The 22,446-nt window shown below is 63.5% G+C and carries 20 protein-coding genes; 10 read left to right on the top strand and 10 right to left on the bottom strand.

The window, feature by feature from the left end:
- The first annotated feature begins 92 nt into the window (after positions 1-92).
- The 4 genes from AC0969_RS05375 to AC0969_RS05390 are packed head-to-tail and all read left to right on the top strand — an operon-like array spanning position 93 to position 6,453.
- A complete protein-coding gene (locus AC0969_RS05375) occupies positions 93-1,466 on the top strand; it encodes an efflux transporter outer membrane subunit (protein ID WP_479623130.1) in 1,374 nt (457 codons plus the stop codon).
- Complete coding sequence (locus AC0969_RS05380) at positions 1,463-2,593, top strand: HlyD family secretion protein (RefSeq protein ID WP_479623107.1); 1,131 nt, start codon at positions 1,463-1,465, stop codon at positions 2,591-2,593. The genes AC0969_RS05375 and AC0969_RS05380 overlap by 4 nt, the downstream gene beginning before the upstream one ends.
- Positions 2,590-5,331 carry a ribosome-associated ATPase/putative transporter RbbA gene (gene rbbA, locus AC0969_RS05385; RefSeq protein WP_479623108.1) on the top strand — a complete coding sequence of 914 codons (2,742 nt, stop codon included), beginning with the start codon at positions 2,590-2,592 and terminating at the stop codon, positions 5,329-5,331. The genes AC0969_RS05380 and rbbA overlap by 4 nt, the downstream gene beginning before the upstream one ends.
- Positions 5,332-6,453, top strand: coding sequence for an ABC transporter permease (locus AC0969_RS05390; RefSeq protein WP_479623109.1), 1,122 nt, complete (start codon positions 5,332-5,334; stop codon positions 6,451-6,453).
- A 30-nt stretch (positions 6,454-6,483) separates the two neighbouring features.
- Here the strand turns inward: AC0969_RS05390 and AC0969_RS05395 are convergent, their stop codons facing one another.
- Complete coding sequence (locus AC0969_RS05395) at positions 6,484-7,311, bottom strand: universal stress protein (RefSeq protein ID WP_479623110.1); 828 nt, start codon at positions 7,309-7,311, stop codon at positions 6,484-6,486.
- Between the two features lie 244 nt (positions 7,312-7,555).
- Here AC0969_RS05395 and AC0969_RS05400 point away from each other — a divergent pair, with 244 nt between their 5' ends.
- Positions 7,556-7,960 carry a hypothetical protein gene (locus tag AC0969_RS05400; protein ID WP_479623111.1) on the top strand — a complete coding sequence of 135 codons (405 nt, stop codon included), beginning with the start codon at positions 7,556-7,558 and terminating at the stop codon, positions 7,958-7,960.
- 191 nt (positions 7,961-8,151) lie between these two features.
- Entirely contained in the window at positions 8,152-9,810 is a 1,659-nt protein-coding gene (locus AC0969_RS05405; protein ID WP_479623112.1) for a Na/Pi cotransporter family protein, read from the top strand.
- Here AC0969_RS05405 and moaD read toward each other — a convergent pair.
- From moaD to AC0969_RS05435, 6 genes are all read right to left on the bottom strand, one after another.
- On the bottom strand, positions 9,807-10,058 hold the full coding sequence (moaD, locus tag AC0969_RS05410; RefSeq protein ID WP_479623113.1) for a molybdopterin converting factor subunit 1: 252 nt from the start codon (positions 10,056-10,058) through the stop codon (positions 9,807-9,809). The two genes, AC0969_RS05405 and moaD, sit on opposite strands and share 4 nt — an antisense overlap.
- On the bottom strand, positions 10,055-11,275 hold the full coding sequence (locus tag AC0969_RS05415) for a molybdopterin molybdotransferase MoeA (RefSeq protein ID WP_479623114.1): 1,221 nt from the start codon (positions 11,273-11,275) through the stop codon (positions 10,055-10,057). Before AC0969_RS05415 ends, moaD begins: the two co-directional genes overlap by 4 nt.
- Positions 11,272-11,793 carry a molybdopterin-guanine dinucleotide biosynthesis protein B gene (gene mobB, locus AC0969_RS05420; RefSeq protein WP_479623115.1) on the bottom strand — a complete coding sequence of 174 codons (522 nt, stop codon included), beginning with the start codon at positions 11,791-11,793 and terminating at the stop codon, positions 11,272-11,274. The genes AC0969_RS05415 and mobB overlap by 4 nt, the downstream gene beginning before the upstream one ends.
- A gap of 70 nt (positions 11,794-11,863) precedes the next feature.
- Positions 11,864-13,324: a threonine synthase gene (gene thrC, locus AC0969_RS05425; RefSeq protein WP_479623116.1), complete on the bottom strand. Its 1,461-nt coding sequence runs from the start codon at positions 13,322-13,324 to the stop codon at positions 11,864-11,866.
- A gap of 28 nt (positions 13,325-13,352) precedes the next feature.
- Positions 13,353-14,675, bottom strand: coding sequence for a homoserine dehydrogenase (locus AC0969_RS05430; RefSeq protein WP_479623117.1), 1,323 nt, complete (start codon positions 14,673-14,675; stop codon positions 13,353-13,355).
- A gap of 46 nt (positions 14,676-14,721) precedes the next feature.
- Positions 14,722-15,945, bottom strand: coding sequence for a pyridoxal phosphate-dependent aminotransferase (locus AC0969_RS05435; protein WP_479623118.1), 1,224 nt, complete (start codon positions 15,943-15,945; stop codon positions 14,722-14,724).
- Positions 15,946-16,015: 70 nt separating this feature from the next.
- On the opposite strand from AC0969_RS05435, the gene AC0969_RS05440 reads away from it, so the two are divergent.
- The 4 genes from AC0969_RS05440 to AC0969_RS05455 all read left to right on the top strand — a co-directional run bounded on the left by AC0969_RS05440 (position 16,016) and on the right by AC0969_RS05455 (position 19,383).
- The gene (locus AC0969_RS05440; RefSeq protein ID WP_479623119.1) at positions 16,016-16,393 is read left to right on the top strand and encodes an Mth938-like domain-containing protein; all 378 of its coding nucleotides are present in this window, start codon (positions 16,016-16,018) and stop codon (positions 16,391-16,393) included.
- A 172-nt stretch (positions 16,394-16,565) separates the two neighbouring features.
- Positions 16,566-17,042: a peroxiredoxin gene (locus tag AC0969_RS05445; protein WP_479623120.1), complete on the top strand. Its 477-nt coding sequence runs from the start codon at positions 16,566-16,568 to the stop codon at positions 17,040-17,042.
- 161 nt (positions 17,043-17,203) lie between these two features.
- Positions 17,204-18,907 (top strand): PhoH family protein, encoded by a 1,704-nt coding sequence (locus AC0969_RS05450; protein WP_479623121.1) that lies wholly within the window; start codon positions 17,204-17,206, stop codon positions 18,905-18,907.
- 173 nt (positions 18,908-19,080) lie between these two features.
- On the top strand, positions 19,081-19,383 hold the full coding sequence (locus AC0969_RS05455) for an antibiotic biosynthesis monooxygenase family protein (RefSeq protein ID WP_479623122.1): 303 nt from the start codon (positions 19,081-19,083) through the stop codon (positions 19,381-19,383).
- 62 nt (positions 19,384-19,445) lie between these two features.
- Here AC0969_RS05455 and AC0969_RS05460 read toward each other — a convergent pair whose 3' ends face one another.
- From AC0969_RS05460 to AC0969_RS05470, 3 genes are all read right to left on the bottom strand, one after another.
- The gene (locus AC0969_RS05460) at positions 19,446-20,075 is read right to left on the bottom strand and encodes a YiaD family glycine zipper/OmpA-like lipoprotein (RefSeq protein WP_479623131.1); all 630 of its coding nucleotides are present in this window, start codon (positions 20,073-20,075) and stop codon (positions 19,446-19,448) included.
- A 133-nt stretch (positions 20,076-20,208) separates the two neighbouring features.
- Positions 20,209-21,075 (bottom strand): sugar phosphate isomerase/epimerase family protein, encoded by an 867-nt coding sequence (locus AC0969_RS05465; RefSeq protein ID WP_479623123.1) that lies wholly within the window; start codon positions 21,073-21,075, stop codon positions 20,209-20,211.
- A 2-nt stretch (positions 21,076-21,077) separates the two neighbouring features.
- Positions 21,078-22,262 carry a dihydrodipicolinate synthase family protein gene (locus AC0969_RS05470; RefSeq protein ID WP_479623124.1) on the bottom strand — a complete coding sequence of 395 codons (1,185 nt, stop codon included), beginning with the start codon at positions 22,260-22,262 and terminating at the stop codon, positions 21,078-21,080.
- Positions 22,263-22,446 lie beyond the last annotated feature (184 nt).

The following is a 22,446-nucleotide window of genomic DNA, read 5'->3' on the forward strand; positions in this document are numbered from 1 at the left end:
ATGCCTTTAGCGCAATTTCCACCTGCGCTAGTAGCTATAAAAATAATAGTACCCTGCTGGTCGCCGCCCTGCTGCTGGCAGGCTGCGCCTCCATGGCCCCTCCCTATGCAGCACCCGCGCTGCCCGTGGCGGCGCGCTATACAACGGATGCCCCGGCAGACGGCGCGAATGCCGCCGCCACCGACTGGAACGGCTACTTCAGCGACCCGGCGCTGCGCAGCCTGATCGCCCAGGCGCTGGCCCACAGCCGCGACCTTCGCGCGGCCCTGCTGCGGGTGGAAGAAGCCCGCGCCGTGTACGGCATACAGCGTGCGGACCAGTTCCCCAGCATCACCGCCCAGGCCGCTGGCACGCGCTCGCGCACCCCGGCCGACCTGAGCTTTACCGGCAAGCCCCTGCTCGGCAACCAGTTCCAGGTGGCACTGGGCCTGGCCAGCTGGGAGCTGGACTTCTGGGGCCGCGTGCACAGCCTGCAAGACGCCGCCCTGGAGAACTACCTGGCCACCGACGCGGCCCGCCGCGCCGCCACCGTGGCCCTGGTCGCGCAGGTGGCGAATGGCTACCTGGCGGTACACGAGCTGGGCGAGCGCATTACGCTGGCCCAGCAAACCATTGCCAGCCGCGCCGAGAGCCTGCGCATCTTCCAGCGCCGGGTGGCGGTGGGTGCAACCTCCCGCCTCAACCTAACCCAGGTTGAAACCCTGTACAGCCAGGCCCAGGCGCTGGGGGTGCAACTGGAACAAGCCCGCGCCGCCCAGCTACAGGCGCTGAGCCTGCTGGTGGGCGCGCCCGTAGTGCTGCCGCCCACCCTGGCCGCGCTAGACGCACAGACCATCGGTGTGCCGCTGCGGGCCGGTCTGCCGTCCGACCTGCTGCTGCAACGCCCCGACGTGCTGGCCGCCGAGCACCAGCTCAAGGCCGCCCACGCCAACATCGGAGCCGCCCGCGCCGCCTTTTTCCCACGCGTGGCGCTGACCAGCTCCTGGGGCACCGCCAGCGCAGAGCTGGACGGCCTGTTCCAGCCCGGCAGCCCGGCCTGGAGCTTCTCGCCCAGCATCTCGCTGCCGGTATTTGACATGGGCCGCCGCCGCAACAACCTGGACCTGGCCGAAACCCGCCGTTCGCTGGCGGTGGTGCAGTACGAGAAAGCCGTGCAGGCCGCCTTCCGCGATGTGTCTGACGCGCTTTCGGCCCAGCACTGGCTGGGCGAGCAGACGGCCATCGCCACCCGCGCATTGGCCACCCAGGCCGAGCGTGCACGGCTGTCGCAAATGCGCTTTGACAACGGCGCCGCCGCCTACCTGGAAGTGCTGGATGCACAGCGCGACCTGCTGGCGGCCCAACAGCAGTGGGTGCAAACCCGCCACGCCCTGCTGGGCAGCCGGGTCAGCCTGTACGCCGCCCTGGGCGGTGGAGCCCTGGAGCCCACGCCCGCCGCCCACACCACACTCCTCGCACCCCCATGAACACGACCAATACCCCCAGCCCCGCGCCTGCCCCGCCGCCCCCGGCCCCGTCCTTCCTCCAGAAATGGAAGCCTTGGTTGCTCACCGCCGCCATCGTCGCCGCCTTGGGGGTGCTGGGCCTGGTGGCCTGGCAGATGCTGCAGCCCAAGGGCCCGGGCGAGGGCTTTACCAGCAGCAATGGCCGCATCGAGGCCACCGAGATCGACGTGGCCGCCAAACTGGGCGGGCGGGTGCAAGACATCCTGGTGGACGAAGGCGCTTTTGTACAAGCCGGCCAGGTACTGGGCCATATGCAGGTGCAAACCCTGGAAGCCCAGCGCGACGAAGCCCGCGCGCGCCAGCAACAGGCCGTGGCCGGGGTGGACACCGCCCTGGCCCAGGTGGCGGTGCGCACCAGCGACCGCATGGCCGCACAGGCCGTGGTGGCGCAGCGGCACAGCGAGCTAGAGGCAGCACAGCTGCGCTTCCAACGCTCGCAGATACTGGCCCGCGAAGGCGCTTCGTCCGAGCAAGAGCTGGACGACGACCGTGCCCGGGTGCGCAGTGTGCAGGCGGCGGTAGACGCATCCCAGGCCCAGGTAGCGGCCGCCAGCGCGGCCATCGCCGCAGCCCATACCCAGGTGACTGCCGCGCGGTCTGCCATCCACGCGGCCGATGCCAGCGTGGTGCGCATCCAGGCCGACATCACCGACAGCACCCTGACCGCACCCCGCGCAGGCCGCGTGCAGTACCGCATCGCCCAGACCGGCGAGGTACTGGGTGCGGGCGGCAAGGTGCTGAGCATGGTGGACCTGGCCGACGTTTACATGACTTTCTTTGTGCCCGAAGCCACCGCCGGACGGCTGGCCCTGGGCAGCGATGTCCACCTGGTGCTGGATGCCGCCCCCCAGTACGTGGTGCCCGCCAAGGTGTCGTATGTGGCCAGCACCGCGCAGTTCACGCCCAAGACGGTGGAAACCGCCAGTGAACGGCAAAAACTGATGTTCCGCGTCAAGGCCCAGATCGACCCGGCGCTGTTGCAAAAGCACTTGCAGCAGGTGAAGACCGGCCTGCCCGGCATGGCCTGGGTCAAAACCGACCCACAGGCTAGCTGGCCTGCGGAGCTGGCCATCAAGATTCCGCAATGAAAGGTGCCCCTGCCGCGCCTGCGGTCGCCAGCCTGGCAGGCGTCAACCTGCACTACGGAAAAACGCAGGCGCTGCGCAACATCCAGCTGCACATTCCGGCGGCGTGCATGGTCGGCCTGATCGGGCCCGACGGCGTGGGCAAATCCAGCCTGCTGTCGCTGCTGGCCGGGGCCCGAGCGGTGCAGGACGGCCAGGTCATGGTGCTGGGCGGTGACATGGCCCGCCAGCCGCACCGCGACAGCGTCTGCCCGCGCATTGCCTACATGCCGCAGGGCCTGGGCAAAAACCTCTACCCCACCCTGTCGGCGGAGGAAAACCTGCAGTTCTTTGGCCGCCTGTTTGGCCACAACGCGGCCGAGCGCCGCCGCCGCATCGACACGCTGACCCAGAGCACCGGCCTGCAAGCCTTTTTGTCGCGCCCGGCGGGCAAGCTGTCGGGCGGCATGAAGCAAAAGCTGGGCTTGTGCTGCGCCCTGATCCACGACCCGGACCTGCTGATCCTGGACGAACCCACCACCGGCGTGGACCCACTGTCGCGCCGCCAGTTTTGGGACCTGATCGACCACATCCGCACCCAACGCCCGGGCATGAGCGTGGTGGTGGCCACCGCCTACATGGAAGAGGCCGACCGCTTTGACTGGCTGGTGGCGATGGACGCGGGCCAGATCCTAGCCGAAGGCACGCCCGCCGAGCTTCACGCCCGCACCCATACCGACACATTGGAGGCGGCCTTCATCGCCCTGCTGCCCGAGGCGCAGCGGCGCGAACACCATGCCATCGTGGTGCCGCCGCTGGCCGACGCAGCACAGGCAGACATCGCCATCGAGGCCAAGGGCCTGAGCATGCGCTTTGGCGACTTTCTGGCGGTGGACCATGTGGACTTTCGCATCCGGCGCGGCGAGATCTTTGGCTTCCTTGGTTCGAATGGCTGCGGCAAGTCCACCACCATGAAGATGCTGACCGGCCTGCTGCCCGCCAGCGAAGGCCAGGCCCTGCTGTTTGGCCGCAAGGTGGACCCCAAAGACATCGACACCCGCAAACGGGTCGGCTATATGTCGCAGGCCTTCTCGCTGTACAACGAGCTGACGGTGCGCCAAAACCTGGTGCTGCACGCACGGCTGTTCCAGGTGTCCGAGGCAGAGATACCGGCACGGGTGGAAGAAATGGTGCAGCGCTTCCAACTGCGCGAAACGCTGGACAGCCTGCCCGAAAGCCTGCCGTTGGGCATACGCCAGCGCCTGTCGCTGGCGGTGGCGATGGTGCACAAGCCCGAGCTACTGATACTGGACGAGCCCACCTCGGGCGTGGACCCGATTGCGCGCGACATGTTCTGGCAGCTGATGATCGACCTGGCACGCAACGACCTGGTGACGATTTTCATCTCCACCCACTTCATGAACGAAGCCGAGCGCTGCGACCGCATCTCGCTGATGCATGCAGGCCGGGTGCTGGTAACCGACAGCCCCACCGGCCTGGTGCAACAACGCGGCACGCAAAATCTGGAGCAGGCCTTCATCGCCTACCTGGAAGAAGCCTCGCCCAGCGCCGCACCGGTGGAGTCCGCGCCTGCTACTACGGCAGTCGCGCCATCTGTTGTGCCACCGCGCAGACGGCGTTTCAGCCTGGGCCGGGCCCTGAGCTACAGCTTGCGCGAATCCCTGGAGCTGCAACGCGACCCGGTGCGTGCGGCCCTGGCCTTGCTGGGCACCGCCCTGCTAATGTTCATCATGGGCTACGGCATCAGCCTGGACGTAGAAAACCTGTCCTACGCCATCCTGGACCAGGACCAGTCGGTGCTCAGCCAAAACTATGCGCTGAACCTGGCGGGTTCGCGCTATTTCATCGAAAAGCCCCCGATTACCGACTACGCCGACCTGGACCAGCGCATGCGCAGCGGCGAGCTCTCGCTGGCGATTGAAATACCGCATGGCTTTGGCCGCGACATCGCGCGCGGCAAGGCGGTGGAAATGGGCGCCTGGGTCGATGGTGCCATGCCCGCACGGGCTGAAACGGTGCGCGGCTATGTGCAGGCCATGCACCAGATGTGGCTGGTCGAGATGGCCACGCACCGGCTCGGCGTGGCCCCCACGGCGGCCAGCAGCATCGAGACCCGCTACCGCTACAACCCGGACGTAAAAAGCCTGCCCGCCATGGTGCCCGCCATCATCCCCATGCTGCTGATGATGATTCCGGCCATGTTGACCGCGCTCTCGGTGGTGCGCGAAAAGGAGATGGGCTCCATCATCAACCTCTATGTCACCCCGGTCACGCGCAGCGAATTTCTGCTGGGCAAGCAACTGCCCTATATCGGGCTGGCCATGTTCAATTTCTTTTTGATGTCGCTGCTGGCCGTAACCTTGTTTGGCGTGCCCATCAAGGGCAGCTTCGGCACGCTGGCGCTGGCGGCGCTGGCCTTCGTGGTCAGCTCCACCGGCCTGGGCTTGCTGGCATCCACCTTCACCCAAAGCCAGATAGCCGCCATGTTCGTCACCATGATTGGCACCATGCTGCCCTGCATACAGTTTTCTGGCCTGCTGAACCCGGTGTCTTCGCTGGAAGGCATGGGGGCCTGGATCGGCCACATCTATCCGGCCACGCACTTCCTGACGATTTGCCGTGGGGTCTTCAACAAGGCTCTGGACATGTCCGATCTGGGCAGCGCGTTCTGGCCCCTGCTGGTGGCCGGGCCGGTGATCGTCGGCCTGTCCATCCTGTTGCTGAAAAAACAGGCCCGCTGAATGCGTATCTCCCATATTTACCGCCTGGGCGTGAAAGAGCTGTGGAGCCTGCTGCGCGACCCCATGATGCTGGCGTTGATCGTCTACATGTTCACCGCCGCCATCTACGTGGCCGCTACCGCCATGCCCGAGAGCTTGCACAACGCCCCCATTGCCATCGTGGACGAAGACGGCTCGCCGCTGTCGGCGCGCATCGTGTCGGGCTTTTATCCGCCGCATTTCAAGATCCCGGTGATGGTGTCGCTGGCCGAGGTGGATGCCAGCATGGACGGCGGCCAATACACCTTTGTGCTGGACATTCCGCCCAATTTCCAGCGCGATGTGCTGGCCGGCAAGGCCCCCGCACTGCAGCTGAATGTGGATGCCACCCTGATGAGCCAGGCCTTTACCGGCAATGGCTATATTCAGCAAATCATCGGCAGCGAGGTGAATGCATTTGTGCAGCGCGTGCGCAGCAACGCCGTGCCGCCGGTTGATCTGGTGCTGCACATGCGCTTCAACCCGAATCTGGAGCAGGCCTGGTTCGGGTCGCTGATGGAAATCATCAACAACGTGACCATGCTGTCCATCATCCTCACCGGTGCCGCCCTGATCCGCGAACGGGAACACGGCACGCTGGAGCATTTGCTGGTCATGCCCGTAACGCCCATCGAGATCATGCTGGCCAAGGTGTGGTCGATGGGGGCGGTGGTGTTGGTGGCCGCGCTGGTGGCGCTGGTGTTGGTGGTGCAGGGGGCCCTGCGTGTGCCGGTGCAGGGTTCGGTGGCCTTGTTCATGCTGGCGGCAGGCTTGCACCTGTTTGCCGCCACATCGCTGGGGATTTTTCTGGCCACGCTGGCGCGGTCCATGCCGCAGTTCGGCATGCTGCTGGTGCTGGTGCTGCTACCGCTGCAAATGCTGTCCGGGGGCGCTACGCCACGGGAGAGCATGCCCGCGTTTGTGCAAGACGCGATGCTGGCCGCACCCACCACGCACTTTGTGATGGCCGGCCAGGCCATCCTGTTTCGCGGTGCGGGGATCGCCGTGGTGTGGCCACAGTTGCTGGCCATTTTGGTGATTGGCACCGTCTTGTTTTTTATGTCGCTGGCGCGCTTTCGCAAAACGATTAGCCAGATGGCCTGAACGGAAAATACAGGCCAGGAGGCAGATCACTCAATGCGACACCAGCACACCCCGCAGGGTTTGTGACAGCAACGACCGCGTGACACCGCCCAGCGCCCATTCGCGCAGGCGGCTGTGGCCGTAAGCCCCGGCAACCACGATATCGGCCCCGTATTCCGTGGCAATACCCGCCAGTTGGGCGGCATCATCGCCAGTAGACAGAGGCGCCAGCGGCTCCGCCACCACACCGTGCCGGTGCAGCCAGGCCACCACGTCGGCCAGCCGCGCCCGGGCCGCGTCCAGCGTGGAGGCCGACGCAATCTCCACCACCGTCACATCGGTCGATTTTTTCAGCAGCGGTAATGCGTCATAGATAGAACGGCGGGATTCAGGCGTGTCTCGCCAGCCCACGACGATCCGGTCCAGCTGCAAAGACGCCACCGCTGGTGGCACCACCAAGACGGGCCGCCCCACCTGCATGATGAAATCGCCGATATTCACCGCCCGTGTGGCATCGAACAAATCGCCGCTGGGGATGCTGGTAATGAACAGATCGGCGCTGCGGGCTTCACACGCCAGGTAGTCGCTGAGCGATCCATACCCCTGGGTAGACCGCCATGCCAGCCATTCCACGTGCGGCTGCAACACGCTGCGAAACTGCGCCTCGGTGTGCTGCATCTCCTTGGCGATTTCCGCCCGGTCCTGCTCCAGCAACTCGCCCGAAATATAGCCGTCTCCATAGACCATCGGTAGCGGCTGGCAGGCGGCAATACCTATCACCCCAGCCTGGAAGCGCTGGGCCAGGTCCGCCGTAATCTGTAGCAACTGCGCATTGGAACGGCCCAACTCCAAATGCACCATCAACGTAGCGTAGGACATAGTTTCTCCGGTTAAAAAATGGATTCCGCGTCTGGAGAGAGTGGCCAGAATACCGCCACGGTAGATGCGCACGCCGTCTCGGTCTGTGCGCTGCCGTACATAGGGCCCTGCCCCGTGGCCCGTGCAGGACACCGCCTACGCACCCGCAAGCCAAAGCCCCCTGGGCACAGTCGCGCCGTCTGACGGGGGGCGCACACGCCAAGCACCACACTCATGCCACTCCTACTCTTTCAAGGAAACTGACATGACAACACCTGCACCCCTTTCATCCCGTCCGTCCTATGGCTACTGGGCCTTCAGCATGGCCGCCCTGCTGGCGGTGACGGCTGCAAGCGCCCAAATCGCCATCGATGCCTCCGGCAATTACAAGGTAGAGGTGCAGTCTTGCCGCAGTGGCCAAACGCCGCAAAACCTGGCCACCTGCCTGGAAGAGGCGCGTAACGCGCAGGCGGACAAAAACCACAGCAAAACCACACCAAAGGCCGATCTGGAGGCCAACGCGATGTCCCGCTGCGAACCCCTGCCGGTAGACGACAAGGCAGCTTGCCGCGCGCGCATGATGGGCCAAGGCAGCAGCTCCGGTAGCGTGGCGGGAGGCGGCATCTTGCGAACCTTTACCTCGGTGGAGACATTGAAAGCTGCGCCCTAACCTGCACGCGAAGAGACAAGAAACATTCCCAATACCCCTTTTTGGGGGCTGCATTAGTTGCTGAAGTGCAGGCGCACGCCGCTACTTAAACAATAGCTACCAGCGCAGGTGGCATATGCGTTAGCGGCCTTTTTTTCTTAAAAAATTGAATCTAACAGCGTAAGCCCGGCGTATAGTCGCGCGCTTACCTTATGAAGCATTTACTCAATTTATTAGCCGCCATTGCACTGCTGGTCTGGGGCACCCACCTGGTCCGCACCGGGGTGCTGCGTGTATTCGGAGCCAACCTGCGCCAGATCCTGGCGCACAGCATGGGCAACCGGTTTACCGCCGCGCTCTCGGGCATCGGTGTAACCGCCTTGGTGCAGTCCAGCACCGCCACCTCGCTGATGACCTCGGCCTTCGTCGGCCAGGGCCTGATCACCCTGCCCGCCGCGCTGGCGGTGATGCGCGGGGCCGACATCGGCACCAGCCTGATGTCGGTGCTGTTCTCGTTCGACCTGTCCTGGCTGTCGCCGCTGTTCATCTTCATTGGCGTGGTGATGTTCTTGTCTACCAAAGACGGCACCGCCGGACGCATGGGCCGGGTACTGATCGGCCTGGGCCTGATGCTGCTGGCGCTGCGGCTGGTGGTGGAAGCCACCGAGCCGCTGCTGGCCTCACCTGTTGTGAAGGGTTTGCTGGCCGCCGTGAGCAGCGATGTGCTGATGGAAATCACCCTGGGCATGGTGCTGGCGGTGTTGGCCTATTCCAGCCTGGCGGTGGTGCTGCTGATTGCCGCGCTGGCCGCATCGCATGTGATCCAGATGGACGTGGCGCTGGGCCTGGTGCTGGGTGCCAACCTGGGCAGCGGCGCGCTGGCGGTGCTGACCACCGCCAAATCGGCCACCGAGGTACGCCAGGTCACCGTCGGCAATTTTGTCTTCAAGCTGATGGGCGTGGTGATGGTGGCCCCGTTTGTGGGCCTGTGGCTGCGCTACGTGCAACCGTCCATGCCCGATGCCACCCACGGCGTGGTGCTGTTCCATCTGGCCTTCAACGTGTCCATGAGCGTGGCCTTTATCGGGCTGACGCAGTGGGTCGCCAAAGCGATGGAAAAGCTGCTGCCCAAGCCGCCGCCTGCTGTCACCCAGATGCGGCCGCACCACCTCGACCCGTCTGCCCTGTCTACCCCGTCGCTGGCCATCTCCTGCGCGGCCCGCGAGGCACTGCACCAGGCCGACGTGGTGGAGACCATGATGCTGGGCATCCTGACGGTCATCAAAGACAGCGATCTGGCCCTGGCCGAAGACCTGCGCAAGCTCGACGACACGGTAGACCGCCTGTACTCAGCCATCAAGTACTACCTGACCAAAATATCCCGCGAAGCCTTGTCAGAGGAGGAAAGCCGCCGCTGGACCGACATCATCAGCTTCACCATCAACATGGAGCAGATCGGCGACATCATCGAGCGCGTGCTGATCGACGTGGAAGACAAAAAGATCAAGCCCGGCCGCAACTTCTCCGAAGCGGGCATGGCCGAGATCGCCGAACTGCACGCCCGCCTGGTAGACAACCTGCGCCTGTCGATGAGTGTGTTTTTGAACGGCAATGTGCATGATGCGAAAAAGCTGCTGGAAGAAAAAGCCCGCTTCCGCGACCTGCAACACGCCTACGCACGCTCGCACCTGGTGCGGCTGACGGACAACACCCTGTCCAGCATCGAGACCAGCTCACTGCACATCGACCTGATCAGCGAGCTCAAACGCATCAACTCGCACATCTGCTCGATTGCGTACCCGATTCTGGATTCAGCGGGGGCGCTGGCACCGAGCCGGCTGCGCAACTCGAAATTGGCGGACTTGGGCTAGCCGCCCGTCACCGGCGGGAAAAATGCCACTTCCGCGCCGTCCTCCAGCGCGGCGTGCGCATCCACCATCACCTGGTTCAGCGCCACCCGCACCACCCGGCTTGGGGCCAAGCTGCTGGCATAAGCACCGCCACGGGCCACCAGTTCGTCGCGCAGCGCCTGCACGGTGGCGGCAGTGGTTTCCACCAGCTCCTGCCCCGTGCCCATAGCTTCGCGGATGGAGGCGAAATACTTCACCGTCAGCCTCATGCTTGCAATTCCGCCAGTGGGATGAAGCGCACCTTATCGCCCCAGGCAATGCTCTGGCCGGGCTGGGTGTCCACCAGGCCATCGGCCCAGGCGGCGCTGGTAAGCACGCCGGAGCTTTGGTTGGCAAACAGGTCCAACCCGCCCGCCGCATTGCGCCGCACCCGCAAAAATTCGCGCCGCTTGTCGGCACGGGGCCAATCGAAGTGCGCGGGCAAGGCCATCGCGGGCGGCTCCACCGCCGTGGCCCCTTGCAAGCGCAGTACAAAGGGCCGCACCAGCAGCAAAAAGGTAACGAAACTGGCCACCGGGTTGCCCGGCAGGCCGATGAAATGGCTGGCTCCTACCGTTCCATAAGCAAACGGCTTGCCGGGCTTGATGGCCAGTTGCCACAGATGCAGGCTGCCCAGCGCCTGCACGGCGGCCTTCACATGGTCTTCTTCGCCCACCGAGACACCACCGCTGGTCAATACCAGGTCGTGTGTCTGGCTGGCGGTGCGCAGCGCGTCCACGGTGGCATCGCGCTGGTCGGGCACGATGCCCAGGTCGGTGACCACGCAGCCCATGCGCTGCAACAGGGCGCGCAAAAAGAAGCGGTTGGAGTTGTAGATGGCGCCGGGGCGCATGTCTTGCGGGGCCACGTCGCCGGGCATCACCAGCTCGTCACCGGTGGAAAACAAGGCCACGCGGGGGCGCCGCGCCACGGTCAGCGCATCCATGCCAATACTGGCCGCCAGCGCAATAGCAGCGGGCGTGAGTCGCTCACCTTTCGATAGCACCACAGCATTTTTCGCGACATCCTCACCGGCGCGGCGCACGCACTGGCCAGGCTGGGGCGGGCGCAGTACGCGCACCGTTCCATCGGGCTGCACGGCGCATTCTTCCTGCATGACCACCGCGTCGGCACCTAAGGGCATGGGCGCACCGGTGAAGATGCGGGCCAAGGTGCCGGGCTGCAAAGGTTCGGGGGCAGCACCTGCGGCGATGCGTTGCGAGACGGATAAAGCCGCATCGGCCACATCCGCCGAGCGCATGGCATAACCATCCATCGCGCTGTTGTCGAACGACGGCACTTGCAGCGGGGACACGGCATCTTGCGCCAGCACGCGGCCATCGGCCTCGAAGGTACTGACCGATTCCACAGCGGCCAGCGGCACGGCGTAGGCCAGCAGCGTGGCCAGCGCGTCGTCCAGCGGGATCAAGGGAGCACGGGGAGTCATACAGGAGCCTGGTATTCAAAAATTTCGGCATGCTGCTGCAACCAGGCCACCACGGCGGCGGGCTGGTTGATGTCGAGCACCGGAAGCTGGGTGGGACTGGGCAGCGGGGAATCGGTGGCGATGGCAACAATGCGCGGGTCATCGGGGTACTGCACCGGCTGGTCGGACGTGGCGCGCCAGACTTCGATCTTCGGCAGGTCGCTGGTTTTGAAGCCTTCGACCAGCACCCAGTCCACGCGAGGGTTGAGCTCGGCAATCAGCGCGTGCACCGTCAGCCGCTCGGGCGCTTCAAATTCGCGCACCAGGGCCAGCCGCAGGTCAGAGGCAATCACCACCTCGTGCGCCCCGGCCTGGCGGTGCCGCCAACTGTCTTTGCCGGGCTGGTCGATGTCGAACCGGTGGTGCGCATGCTTGGCCACCGAAACCCGCAGGCCCTGCTGCTTGAGCAGCGGAATCAGCTGCTCAAGCAGCGTGGTTTTGCCCGAACCGGAGAACCCGGCGAAAACCACGGCCTTCATGCGGCCGCCCGCAAAACACTACATTTTTGATAGCTGCTTGTGCAGGTGGAATATGCGCTAGAGGTAAATTTCATTCCTGTGCTGGCAGGATGAAGTGCGCAGAAGCCGTACACACGGTTTCCACCAAAGCTTTCACCAACGCCACATCAGCAGCCATGTTCAACACGCGCTTGGGCAGGGCTTCGATACCGACAAACTGCGCAGGCCGGTCGGGTTCGCGGCCCAGCGCTTCCACAATGGTGGCTGCAAACTTGATCGGCAGGGCCGTCTCCAGCACCACCATCGGGATGCCGGGTTGCAGGTGCTCCAGCGCCACCTTCAGGCCGTCGGCGGTATGCGTGTCAATCACCATGCCGTGGCGCGCATCGGTGTCAATGATGGTGGCCAGCCGGTCGGCGTGGGTGCTCTTGCCGCTGGCAAAACCGTAGCGGGCAGCGGCCTCCTGGAAAGCCGGGTCGGCGCTCAGGTCGAAGAAGCCCTGGGTGGCCAGCTGGGTGCTGAACAAGTCCTTGGTGCGCGCACCGTCACGGCCCAGCAGGTCGAACACAAAACGCTCGAAGTTCGAAGCCTTGGAGATATCCATCGACGGGCTAGAGGTCTCATGCGTATCCGCACTGCCACGCACGCGGTACACGCCGGTGCGGAAGAACTCATCGAGCACATCGTTCTCGTTGGTGGCCACCACCAGCTTCTCCACCGGCAGGCCCATCATGCGCGCCACGTGGCCCGCGCAGACGTTGCCAAAGTTGCCCGAAGGCACAGAGAAGCTGACCTTCTGGTCGTTGGTTTCGGTCGCCTGGATATAGCCCGCAAAGTAATAAACCACCTGGGCCAGCAGCCGCGCCCAGTTGATGCTATTGACCGTGCCGATTTTGTATTTGCGCTTGAAATCCAGGTCGTTGGACACCGCCTTGACGATGTCCTGGCAGTCGTCGAACACGCCTTCGATGGCGATGTTGATGATGTTGGCATCCATCAGGCTGAACATCTGCGCCTGTTGAAACGGGCTCATGCGGCCCTGCGGCGAGGTCATAAACACCCGCACGCCTTGCTTGCCGCGCATGGCGTATTCGGCCGCGCTGCCGGTGTCGCCGCTGGTGGCACCCAGAATGTTCAGCTCTTCACCGCGCCGCGCCAGCTCGTACTCGAACAGGTTGCCCAGCAACTGCATGGCCATGTCTTTGAAGGCCAGCGTGGGGCCGTTGGACAGGGCTTCCAGAAACACGCCGTTTTCCAGATGCCGCAGCGGCACGATCTCGCCGGTGCCAAACACTTCGGCGGTGTAGGTCTTGGCGCACAGGGCGCGCAGGTCGTCGGCCGGAATGTCGTCGATGTACAGCGACAAAATCTCAAACGCCAGCTCGGCATAGCCCTGCTGGTGGTAGACCGTGCGCCAGCGGGACAGCGTGGCGCTATCGACCTGCGGGTAGTGCGCGGGCAGGTACAGGCCGCCATCGGGGGCCAGGCCTTCAAGCAAGATTTCACAGAACTTGCGGGGGGTGGCATCGCCACGGGTGGAGAGGTAGTGCATGGTGTCCTTCAACGTCAAGACTGGAGTTTTAAGCCAACTCTTCTTTGCGAATCCGCGTGATCGGCGCCAGCACGGTCGGCAGCGCCTGCATCTGCGCCAGGGCGGCGTTCATGCGCGACTCTACGCAGTCGTGGGTCAGGATGATCACGTCGGTCTGGGTGGCGCCCTCACCGCCCACTTCGTCGGCTTCGCGTTGCAACACCGCGTCGATGCTGATGTCGGCGGCGGCCAGCAGGCCGGTCACTTTGGCCAGCACACCGGCCTGGTCGGCCACGCGCAGACGCAGGTAGTAGCTGGTGACCACATCGCCCATCGGCAGCACGGGGGCATCGCTCATAGCGTGGTGCTGGAAGGCCAGGTAGGGCACGCGCTGGGCGGGTTCGGCGGTGTGCAGGCGGGCAATGTCCACCAGGTCGGCGATCACTGCGCTGGCGGTGGGCTCGCTGCCCGCGCCCTTGCCGTAGTACAGCGTGGTGCCCACGGCATCTCCCTGCACCATCACCGCGTTCATGGCACCTTCCACATTGGCGATCAGGCGCTTGGCGGGGACCAGGCTGGGGTGTACGCGCAGCTCAATGCCCTTGTCCGTGCGCTTGGTAATGCCCAGCAGCTTGATGCGGTAGCCGAGCTGTTCGGCGTACTTGATGTCGGCGGCGCCCAGCTGGGTGATGCCTTCAATATAGGCCTTGTCAAACTGCACCGGAATGCCGAAGGCAATGGCCGACATCAGGGTCAGCTTGTGGGCTGCGTCCACGCCTTCGATGTCGAAGGTGGGGTCGGCTTCGGCATAGCCCAGGCGCTGGGCTTCTTTGAGCACCACGCCAAAGTCCAGGCCCTTGTCGCGCATTTCGCTGAGGATGAAGTTGGTGGTGCCGTTGATGATGCCGGCCACCCACTGGATGCTGTTGGCCGTCAGGCCTTCGCGCAGCGCCTTGATGATGGGGATGCCACCGGCCACCGCCGCTTCAAACGCCACCATCACGCCCTTGGCGTGGGCAGCGGCAAAGATTTCGGTACCGTGTACGGCCAGCAAGGCCTTGTTGGCGGTAACCACGTGCTTGCCCTGGGCAATAGCTTCCAGCACCAGCTCTTTGGCCAACGTGGTGCCGCCAATGAGTTCGACCACGATATCGATGGCCGGGTTTTGCACGATGGCGCGCGCGTCGGCCACCACCTGGGCGCGGTCGCCGACCAAAGCCTGGGCCTCGGCGATGTTGCGGCGCGACACCATAGCCACCTCGATGCCACGCCCGGCACGGCGCATGATTTCTTGCTGGTTGCGTTGCAATACGTTGAACACGCCGCTGCCGACGGTGCCGATGCCGAGGATGCCTACTTGGATGGGTTTCATATAAATATTTAAAGAAATAATGGCTCTAGCGCAGGTGCTACCTGCACTAGCTGCTACGTTTACGATAGTGTTCTAAGAATTTGGCAATGCGGCCAATGGCTTCGCGCAAGTCGTCTTCGTGGGGCAAAAAGACGATGCGAAAGTGGTCTGGCTTTTGCCAGTTGAAGCCTGTGCCTTGCACCAGCATGACCCGGGTTTCCCGCAGCAGCTCCAGAAAAAACTGGCGGTCGTCGGCAATCGGGTACACGGCCGGGTCGAGCCGGGGAAACATATACAGCGCGGCCTGCGGCTTGACGCAGGTCACCCCCGGAATGGCGGTAATCAGCTCATACGCCAGGTCGCGCTGGCGGCGCAACCGGCCGCCGTCGCCTACCAGTTCGCCAATGCTCTGGTGGCCGCCCAATGCGGTTTGAATCGCCCACTGGCCGGGCACGTTGGAGCACAGCTTCATGTTGGAGAGCATGTTCAGGCCCTCGATGTAGTCGGCGGCCACTTTTTTGTTACCCGACACCACCATCCAGCCCGCCCGGTAGCCACACGAACGGTAGCTTTTGGACAGGGAGTTGAAGGTCAGCGTCAGCACGTCGGTAGACAGGCTGGCCAGCGCGGTGTGCTGCACGCCGTCGTACAGCACCTTGTCGTAGACCTCGTCGGCCAGAATCACCAGCCCGTGCTCACGGGCAATCTCCACAATGGCGTGGAGCAGCGCATCGCTGTAGAGCACGCCCGTGGGGTTGTTGGGATTGATCACCACAATGCCCTTGGTGCGCGGGGTGATCTTGGCGCGGATGTCGTCCAGGTTGGGCATCCAGTTGTTGGACTCGTCACACAGGTAGTGCACCGGTGTGCCGCCGGAGAGGCTCGTGGAGGCCGTCCATAGCGGATAGTCGGGCATGGGCAGCAGCAGTTCGTCACCGTTGTCCAGCAAGGCGTTGGTGGCCATCGTGATCAGCTCGCTGGCGCCGTTGCCCAGGTAGATATCGTCCAGCGTGACCCCGGCAATCCCCTGCTGCTGGGTGTAGTGCATTACCGCCTTGCGCGCACCAAAAATACCTTTGCTGTCCGAGTAGCCCGCCGAATTGGGCAGATTGCGGATCATGTCCTGCTGAATCTCTTCGGGTGCGTCAAAGCCAAAAACCGCCAAATTGCCCAGATTGAGCTTGATGATCTTCTGCCCCTCGTCTTCCATCTGGCGCGCCGCGTCCATGATGGGCCCACGAATGTCATACAGCACGTTGGCTAACTTGGTGGATTTTTGGATAGTCTTCATGGCGTCCCCGGTAGGCTCAGGCTCGTAGAGGTGAAAACCTATAATTGGACCACATTTGCAATGCCATCCCATGAAGCTACAACCCGACAAATTCGACGTGCAATCCATCACCGGCTACGGGCCAGGCTGGGTGGGCATCAATGCTGACAAAGTACTGCACAGCGTGGTGGTGGGCTCGCGCGGCGAGCGACTGGAATGGAACTGCGGTCGCTTTGAAGATTTAACCCCCGAGCACTTTGCCCAACTGGCCGCGATGGCCCCGGAGCTGGTGATTTTTGGCAGCGGCAGCCGCATCCGCTTCCCGCAACCGGTGTGGCTCAAACCCCTGATGGCGCAGCGCATTGGCATCGAGACCATGGACACCCAGGCCGCCTGCCGCACTTACAACATCCTGGCCCAAGAGGGTCGACACGTGGTGGTGGCCTTGCTGCTGGAGCCAGCCGCCTGAGTCAATGGTGTTTTCCGGGTAAAATCTTGGGTTGCAGTTTGAAGCAGCCAGTGGTCACGCCACAGTGAATTAATTAGTACGCAGTTTGTAGCGATACAACGCTTCTACCTAGCCACTTCCTACTATTAACGACCACTCCCCCACTAGACCCCAAGCAGAGACCCCAAGCACTATGGCGATCGTTGTCAATAAACTCATCTCTGAATTTGAAGCCAACGCCACGGGTGGCATCAAGGTTTCCAACACCACCCACCTCGGCAAGGTAGTGGTTTTGTATTTTTACCCCAAGGACAACACCCCCGGCTGCACCACCGAAGCCATGCAGTTCCGCGACAAGCACAAGGAATTCGTCAAGGCCGGTGCCACCGTGTTCGGCGTGTCGCGCGACAACATGCGGTCGCACGATGAATTTAAAACCAAGCTTGAGCTGCCGTTTGAACTCATCGCCGACACCGAAGAAAAAATGTGCCACATGTTCGGCGTGGTCAAAAACAAGATCATGTACGGCAAAAAGGTCAAGGGCATCGAACGCAGCACTTTCCTCATCGGTGCCGACGGCATCTTGAAGAACGAATGGCGCGGTTTGAAGGTTCCCGGCCATGTGGATGACGTACTGCAAGCCGTCAAAGACCTAAAAAAAGCGGTTTAACCCATCCCACAGTCAACGCGTAGTACCGCAATGGGGCTCATGCATAATGAATCCATGTTGCTGGTAAATTTCACTACGCTTCCCCTTCAAAAGCCGCCCGGCCTGCCTGGCGGCTTTTGCGCTTTTTGAACTTCTTTTTTTAACGAGCGAGCCCCCGCCCTATGCCACTGCCTCCCGCCCCCACCAAGCGCGCCGCCACTTTGGCCCGTGAAGCCTATGACGTGGTAGCCATTCCCGTCAAAAAAACGGGGACCCGCCAGGCACCTAAAGCCGCCGTCAACGCCTCTGCGGTGCAAGAGAAACCGCAAGCCCGCAGCGTGGAGCCCGTGGTGGAGCCCAAACGCGCCAAGCCCGCACCCGAGGTCGCCAAAACCACGGCTTCCAGCGTAGACAAACCCGCAGAGGCACCAGCACGCAACCGCAATGCGGCCCTGCTGCAAGAACCCGCGCCCAAACGCAAAGCCCCAAAAATCACCGGCCCGGCCAAGTTGTTTGTGCTGGACACCAATGTACTGATGCACGACCCGATGTGCCTGTACCGCTTTGAAGAGCACGACATCTTCCTGCCGATGATCGTGCTCGAAGAGCTCGACAGCAACAAAAAGGGCATGACCGAAGTCGCCCGCAACGCCCGCCAAACCAGCCGCTCGCTGGACGCGCTGGCAGGCGCCAAAGAGGCCGACATCACCATTGGCCTGAAGCTGGACACCACCGGCCACTTGGAAGCGGGCGGCAAGCTGTTCTTCCAGACCCAGACGCTGGACTACACCCTGCCCAGCAGCCTGCCCCAGGGCAAGGCCGACAACCAGATTCTGGGCGTGGTCGAGGCGCTGCGCCCGCTGCACCCCGGCCGCGAAGTGGTGCTGGTGTCCAAAGACATCAATATGCGCGTCAAGGCCCGGGCCCTGGGCCTGGCCGCCGAGGACTACCAAAGCGACAAAGCCCTGGACGACGGCGAGTTCTTGTACTCCGGCGCGCTGGCCCTGCCTGCCGACTTCTGGACCAAGCACGGCAAAACCGTGGAAAGCTGGCAGCAAGGCCTGTACACCTTCTACCGCATCTCCGGCCCCGTCGTGCCCGAGATGATGGTCAACCAGTTTGTCTATTTCGAGTCTCCTGGCGAGCCCAATCTGTACGCCCGCGTGACCGAAATCCGCGCCAAAACTGCGGTGCTCAAGACGCTGAAGGACTACAACCACCTGAAGCACGCCGTGTGGGGCGTCACCACCCGCAACCGCGAACAAAACTTCGCGATGAACCTGCTGCTCGACCCGGAAGTCGATTTCGTCACCCTGACCGGCAACGCGGGCACCGGCAAAACCCTGATGGCGCTGGCTGCGGGCTTGACCCAGGTGCTGGACGAGCGCCGTTACACCGAAATCATCATGACGCGGGCCACGGTCAGCGTCGGTGAAGACATCGGCTTCCTGCCCGGCACTGAAGAAGAAAAGATGGGCCCCTGGATGGGCGCGCTGGACGACAACCTGGAAGTGCTGGCCAAAACCGAGACCAGCGCAGGCGAATGGGGCCGCTCGGCCACCAACGAGCTGATCCGCTCGCGCATCAAGATCAAGAGCATGAACTTCATGCGCGGCCGCACCTTCCTGAACAAGTACGTGATCATCGACGAGGCACAAAATCTGACGCCCAAGCAGATGAAAACGCTGATCACCCGCGCAGGCCCCGGCACCAAGATCGTCTGCATGGGCAACCTGCAACAGATCGACACACCGTACCTGACCGAGGGCTCCTCCGGCCTGACGTTTGCGGTGGACAAGTTCAAGGGCTGGCCCCACAGCGGCCATATCATGCTGGCCCGTGGCGAGCGCTCAAGGCTTGCCGACTTCGCCAGTGAAGTCTTGTAACACCCCCAGGCTACGCACTTCCCCGGAATCGGCTTGAAAAGCCGAGTACGCATGTCTTCGCCAACCCCCTTGCTGGGGGCAACACCAGCAGCCTGGCAAAGCCAGCTCTGCGGTGTTTCTGGTGAAGACACTCTTGCCATTAGACGTGAGTCATAACCCCTATTGAGGCACCCATGATTTTAGAAATCGCCGACATCCGTATCCACCCCGGCCAGCAAGCGGCTTTTGACGAGGCCATCACGCGGGGCCTGGAAACCGTCATCAGCAAAAACGCTGGCTGCGAGGGCTACAAGGTCAACAAGGGCATTGAGAGCCCCGAGCGCTACGTGCTGCAAATCTTCTGGACCTCCATTGAAGCCCACAACGTCGGCTTCCGCGAAAGCCCGGCATTTGCCGAGTGGCGCGCTATCGTCGGGCCATTTTTTGCCAGCCCACCGGTGGTGGAACATTTTGATCTGGTGACCAAATCAGAGTAAGGCCGCAAACGTAAAAAAGCCCGTGGAGTCCTGGACTCCACGGGCTTTTTTTATGCCATTAATTATTGCTGGGCTCGCTCGGCCAGGAAAATTTCAACCCTGCGGTTGCGGGCGCGTCCGGCATCGCTGCTGTTGTCGGCCACCGGCTCACGCGCCCCCCGGCCGGCGACCACCACGCGGCGCATATCCACGCCTCGGGCCACCAAATAGTCGCGGGCACTGTCGGCACGGTCGAGCGACAGGGGGTTGTTGATGGCATCGCTGCCGGTGCTGTCGGTGTGGCCGATGATGCGCACTTCGGTGTTGGGCTGGTTTTGCAGGCCGTTGGCAAACTGGTCCAGGATGGGGCGCAGGTTGGGCTTGATATTGGCCCGGCCGGTATCAAACGAAATGTCGCTGGGGATGTTCAGCTTGAGCTGGTTGTCCGCCGTTTGCGTGACCGCCACGCCGGTTCCTGCGGTGGCCTGTTCCATCGCCGCTTTTTTATCCTGCATGTGCTTGGACCAGACGTAGCCGCCCAGTGCGCCCAAACCCGCACCGATGGCGGTGCCCTTGGTGCTGTCGCCGATCAGCACGCCGGCCAGTGCGCCAATGCCTGCGCCGGTGGCCGTGCCTTTTTGCGTCTCGCTCATATTGGCGCAGCCGCCCAGGGCCAGTGCGGCCACGGTGCAGGCGATGACGGAGGTGCGCAGGGAAAATAGTGTGTGTGCCATAGTGTCCATTCCAGTTTTAGTAGTACATCAACGGTAGAGTCTGCTGTCTGTTGACAGGTTCCCACGGTTATACCCCTGAAAAATGGCTACCAAATGTGAACAGGGTGTTGGCCTACACCGCGCTGCGGTGGCGGCTGACGCAGGTGTCCAGCACCTCGCCACCGGGCCGCTGCCACCAGTCCTGGTCGGAAAAAATCTCCACCTCGCTGTAGCCCTGGTAACCGGCCTCCTCCACCCAGCCCCGGATTTTTTTCAACTCGACCACGCCGTCGCCCATCATGCCCCGGTCGTTGAGCAGGTCGCGGGTGGGCAGCAGCCAGTCGCACACGTGGTAGGCCAGCAGGCGTGGGCGACCGGCGCGGGCGATCTGCTGCTGGAGCTTGGGGTCCCACCAGACGTGGTAGATGTCCAAAGCTACGCCGAGTGCGCCGGTCTGCTGCGGGTCCAGCGCGTCGCAGATGTCCAGCGCATGCTCTAGCGTGTTGACGCAGGCCCGCTCAGCCGCCTGCATCGGGTGCAGCGGCTCGATGGCCAGCGGCATACCGACTTGGGCGGCGTACTCCAGCGTGGCGGCAATGCCGTAGAACACCTCGTTGCGGGCGCGGGCGATGTCGGTATAGGCGGCATGGCCGGTCAGCGCACCGGGCAGGCTGCCCACCACCAGCACCACGCAGGGGGCACCCAGGGTGGTGGCCTCGTCGATGGCTTGGCGGTTGTCCAGCAGCGCGGCCTGGTGGCCTGCGGCATCGGCGGCCGGGAAGAAGCCGCCCCGGCAATAGCCCGAGAGCACGATGCCGGTGTCGCGCAGTTGCCGGGCAATGGTGTCCAGCCCCACGGCGGCCACCTGGTCGCGCCAGGGGCTGATGGCGCGGATGCCACGGCGGGCGCATTCCTCAATGATGCGGTCCAGCGGCCACTGCTTGCGCACGGTGGCGGTGTTGAGGGACAGCCAGCGGTGGTCTTGGGAGAAGTCGCGCATGCCTACTCCACCCCGTGCAGTGCCAGCAGGGTGCGCATGCGGTGCACCGCCAGATCGGGCTGCTCCAGCAGGTTGGCCGCATCGGCCAGGCGGAACAGCTCGGCAAAATGCGCTAGCGAGCGCGTGCTCTGCTGGCCGCCGACCATCGTGAAGTGGCTCTGGTGGCCGTTCAGCCAGGCCATGAAGACCACGCCGGTTTTGTAGTAGCGGGTGGGCGCGGCAAAGATGTGGCGCGACAGCGGCACGGTGGGGCCGAGGATGGCGTGGAACTGCGCCGTGTCGCCCTGGGCCAGGGCGCTCAGGGCGGCGCTGGCGGCGGGGGCAATCGCGTCGAAGATGCCCAGCAGCGCATCGCTCTGGCCGTGCATTAGGTCAGGGCCAAAGCCGTCCCCGGCGATCAGTTCGGCGTAATTGAAATCGTCGCCGGTGTACATGCGCACGTAGGCGGGCAGGCGGCGGCGCATGGCGATTTCCTTGTCTTTGTCCAGCAGCGAAATCTTGATGCCATCGACCTTGCCGGGGTGCGCGGCGATGATGCCCAGCGCGGTGTCCATCGCCGCATCCAGATCAAAGTTGCCCCAATAGCCCTTCAACGCCGGGTCGAACATGTCGCCCAGCCAGTGCAGCACCACCGGCTGGCGGGCCTGGCGGAGGATGCGGTCGTAGACGCGCTCGTAGTCGGCCGGGCTTTGGGCCACGCGGGCCAGGGCGCGGCTGGCCATGACGACCAGCTTGCCGCCGAGCTTTTCGATCGCCGCCATCTGTTCTTCATAAGCCGCAATCACCTGGTCCACCGTGCGCGCATCGTCCAGCACCAGCTGGTCGGTGCCGCAGCCCGAGGCCACCAGCGCGCCGGGCACATCGCGGGCGGCATCCAGCGAACGGCGAATCAGCTCCAGCGAGGTCGGCCAGTCCAGCCCCATGCCGCGCTGCGCGGTGTCCATCGCCTCGGCCACGCCCAGGCCCAGGGACCACAGGCGCTGGCGGTAGGCGATGGTGGCATCCCAGTCCACCGTGCATTGCAGCCAGGGGTCGATGGCGGCACGCGGATCGGCCACCACGTGGGCGGCGGAATAGGCAATGCGGTTGAACGGCCCGCGCCGGGTGGCCGATGCCAATGGCGGCGTGCCGCGCAAGGTGTAGGGCTGCAACACCCCGGCGGCGGGCAGCAAAAGGGTGTGGTCCATGTCCATTCCGGTTTTAAAGAAAATAGGGCTCTAGCGCAGGTACCACCTGCGCAAGCAGCTATTAAATGAGCCACTTGCACAACCACTCAAAGATGTAATTTCCTGTCGATTGGGAGTCGAATTTTTGAGGGTGAAGGTGTAGGCGCAGCCACTGGGAAGTGACATCATCTGGTTTACCAAGACA

This window comes from Rhodoferax sp. LB1P47 (genome assembly GCF_056521445.1).

Excerpts from the sequence above, each read along its gene's own strand:
- AC0969_RS05430 (WP_479623117.1), bottom strand. The coding sequence starts at position 14,675 with ATGAAACCCATCCAAGTAGGCATCCTCGGCATCGGCACCGTCGGCAGC.
- moaD (WP_479623113.1), bottom strand. The coding sequence starts at position 10,058 with ATGAGGCTGACGGTGAAGTATTTCGCCTCCATCCGCGAAGCTATGGGC.
- AC0969_RS05405 (WP_479623112.1), top strand. The coding sequence starts at position 8,152 with ATGAAGCATTTACTCAATTTATTAGCCGCCATTGCACTGCTGGTCTGG.
- mobB (WP_479623115.1), bottom strand. The coding sequence starts at position 11,793 with ATGAAGGCCGTGGTTTTCGCCGGGTTCTCCGGTTCGGGCAAAACCACG.
- AC0969_RS05445 (WP_479623120.1), top strand. The coding sequence starts at position 16,566 with ATGGCGATCGTTGTCAATAAACTCATCTCTGAATTTGAAGCCAACGCC.
- AC0969_RS05375 (WP_479623130.1), top strand. The coding sequence starts at position 93 with ATGGCCCCTCCCTATGCAGCACCCGCGCTGCCCGTGGCGGCGCGCTAT.
- rbbA (WP_479623108.1), top strand. The coding sequence starts at position 2,590 with ATGAAAGGTGCCCCTGCCGCGCCTGCGGTCGCCAGCCTGGCAGGCGTC.
- thrC (WP_479623116.1), bottom strand. The coding sequence starts at position 13,324 with ATGCACTACCTCTCCACCCGTGGCGATGCCACCCCCCGCAAGTTCTGT.
- AC0969_RS05380 (WP_479623107.1), top strand. The coding sequence starts at position 1,463 with ATGAACACGACCAATACCCCCAGCCCCGCGCCTGCCCCGCCGCCCCCG.
- AC0969_RS05390 (WP_479623109.1), top strand. The coding sequence starts at position 5,332 with ATGCGTATCTCCCATATTTACCGCCTGGGCGTGAAAGAGCTGTGGAGC.
- AC0969_RS05395 (WP_479623110.1), bottom strand. The coding sequence starts at position 7,311 with ATGTCCTACGCTACGTTGATGGTGCATTTGGAGTTGGGCCGTTCCAAT.
- AC0969_RS05400 (WP_479623111.1), top strand. The coding sequence starts at position 7,556 with ATGACAACACCTGCACCCCTTTCATCCCGTCCGTCCTATGGCTACTGG.
- AC0969_RS05470 (WP_479623124.1), bottom strand. The coding sequence starts at position 22,262 with ATGGACCACACCCTTTTGCTGCCCGCCGCCGGGGTGTTGCAGCCCTAC.
- AC0969_RS05440 (WP_479623119.1), top strand. The coding sequence starts at position 16,016 with ATGAAGCTACAACCCGACAAATTCGACGTGCAATCCATCACCGGCTAC.
- AC0969_RS05415 (WP_479623114.1), bottom strand. The coding sequence starts at position 11,275 with ATGACTCCCCGTGCTCCCTTGATCCCGCTGGACGACGCGCTGGCCACG.
- AC0969_RS05455 (WP_479623122.1), top strand. The coding sequence starts at position 19,081 with ATGATTTTAGAAATCGCCGACATCCGTATCCACCCCGGCCAGCAAGCG.
- AC0969_RS05435 (WP_479623118.1), bottom strand. The coding sequence starts at position 15,945 with ATGAAGACTATCCAAAAATCCACCAAGTTAGCCAACGTGCTGTATGAC.
- AC0969_RS05450 (WP_479623121.1), top strand. The coding sequence starts at position 17,204 with ATGCCACTGCCTCCCGCCCCCACCAAGCGCGCCGCCACTTTGGCCCGT.
- AC0969_RS05465 (WP_479623123.1), bottom strand. The coding sequence starts at position 21,075 with ATGCGCGACTTCTCCCAAGACCACCGCTGGCTGTCCCTCAACACCGCC.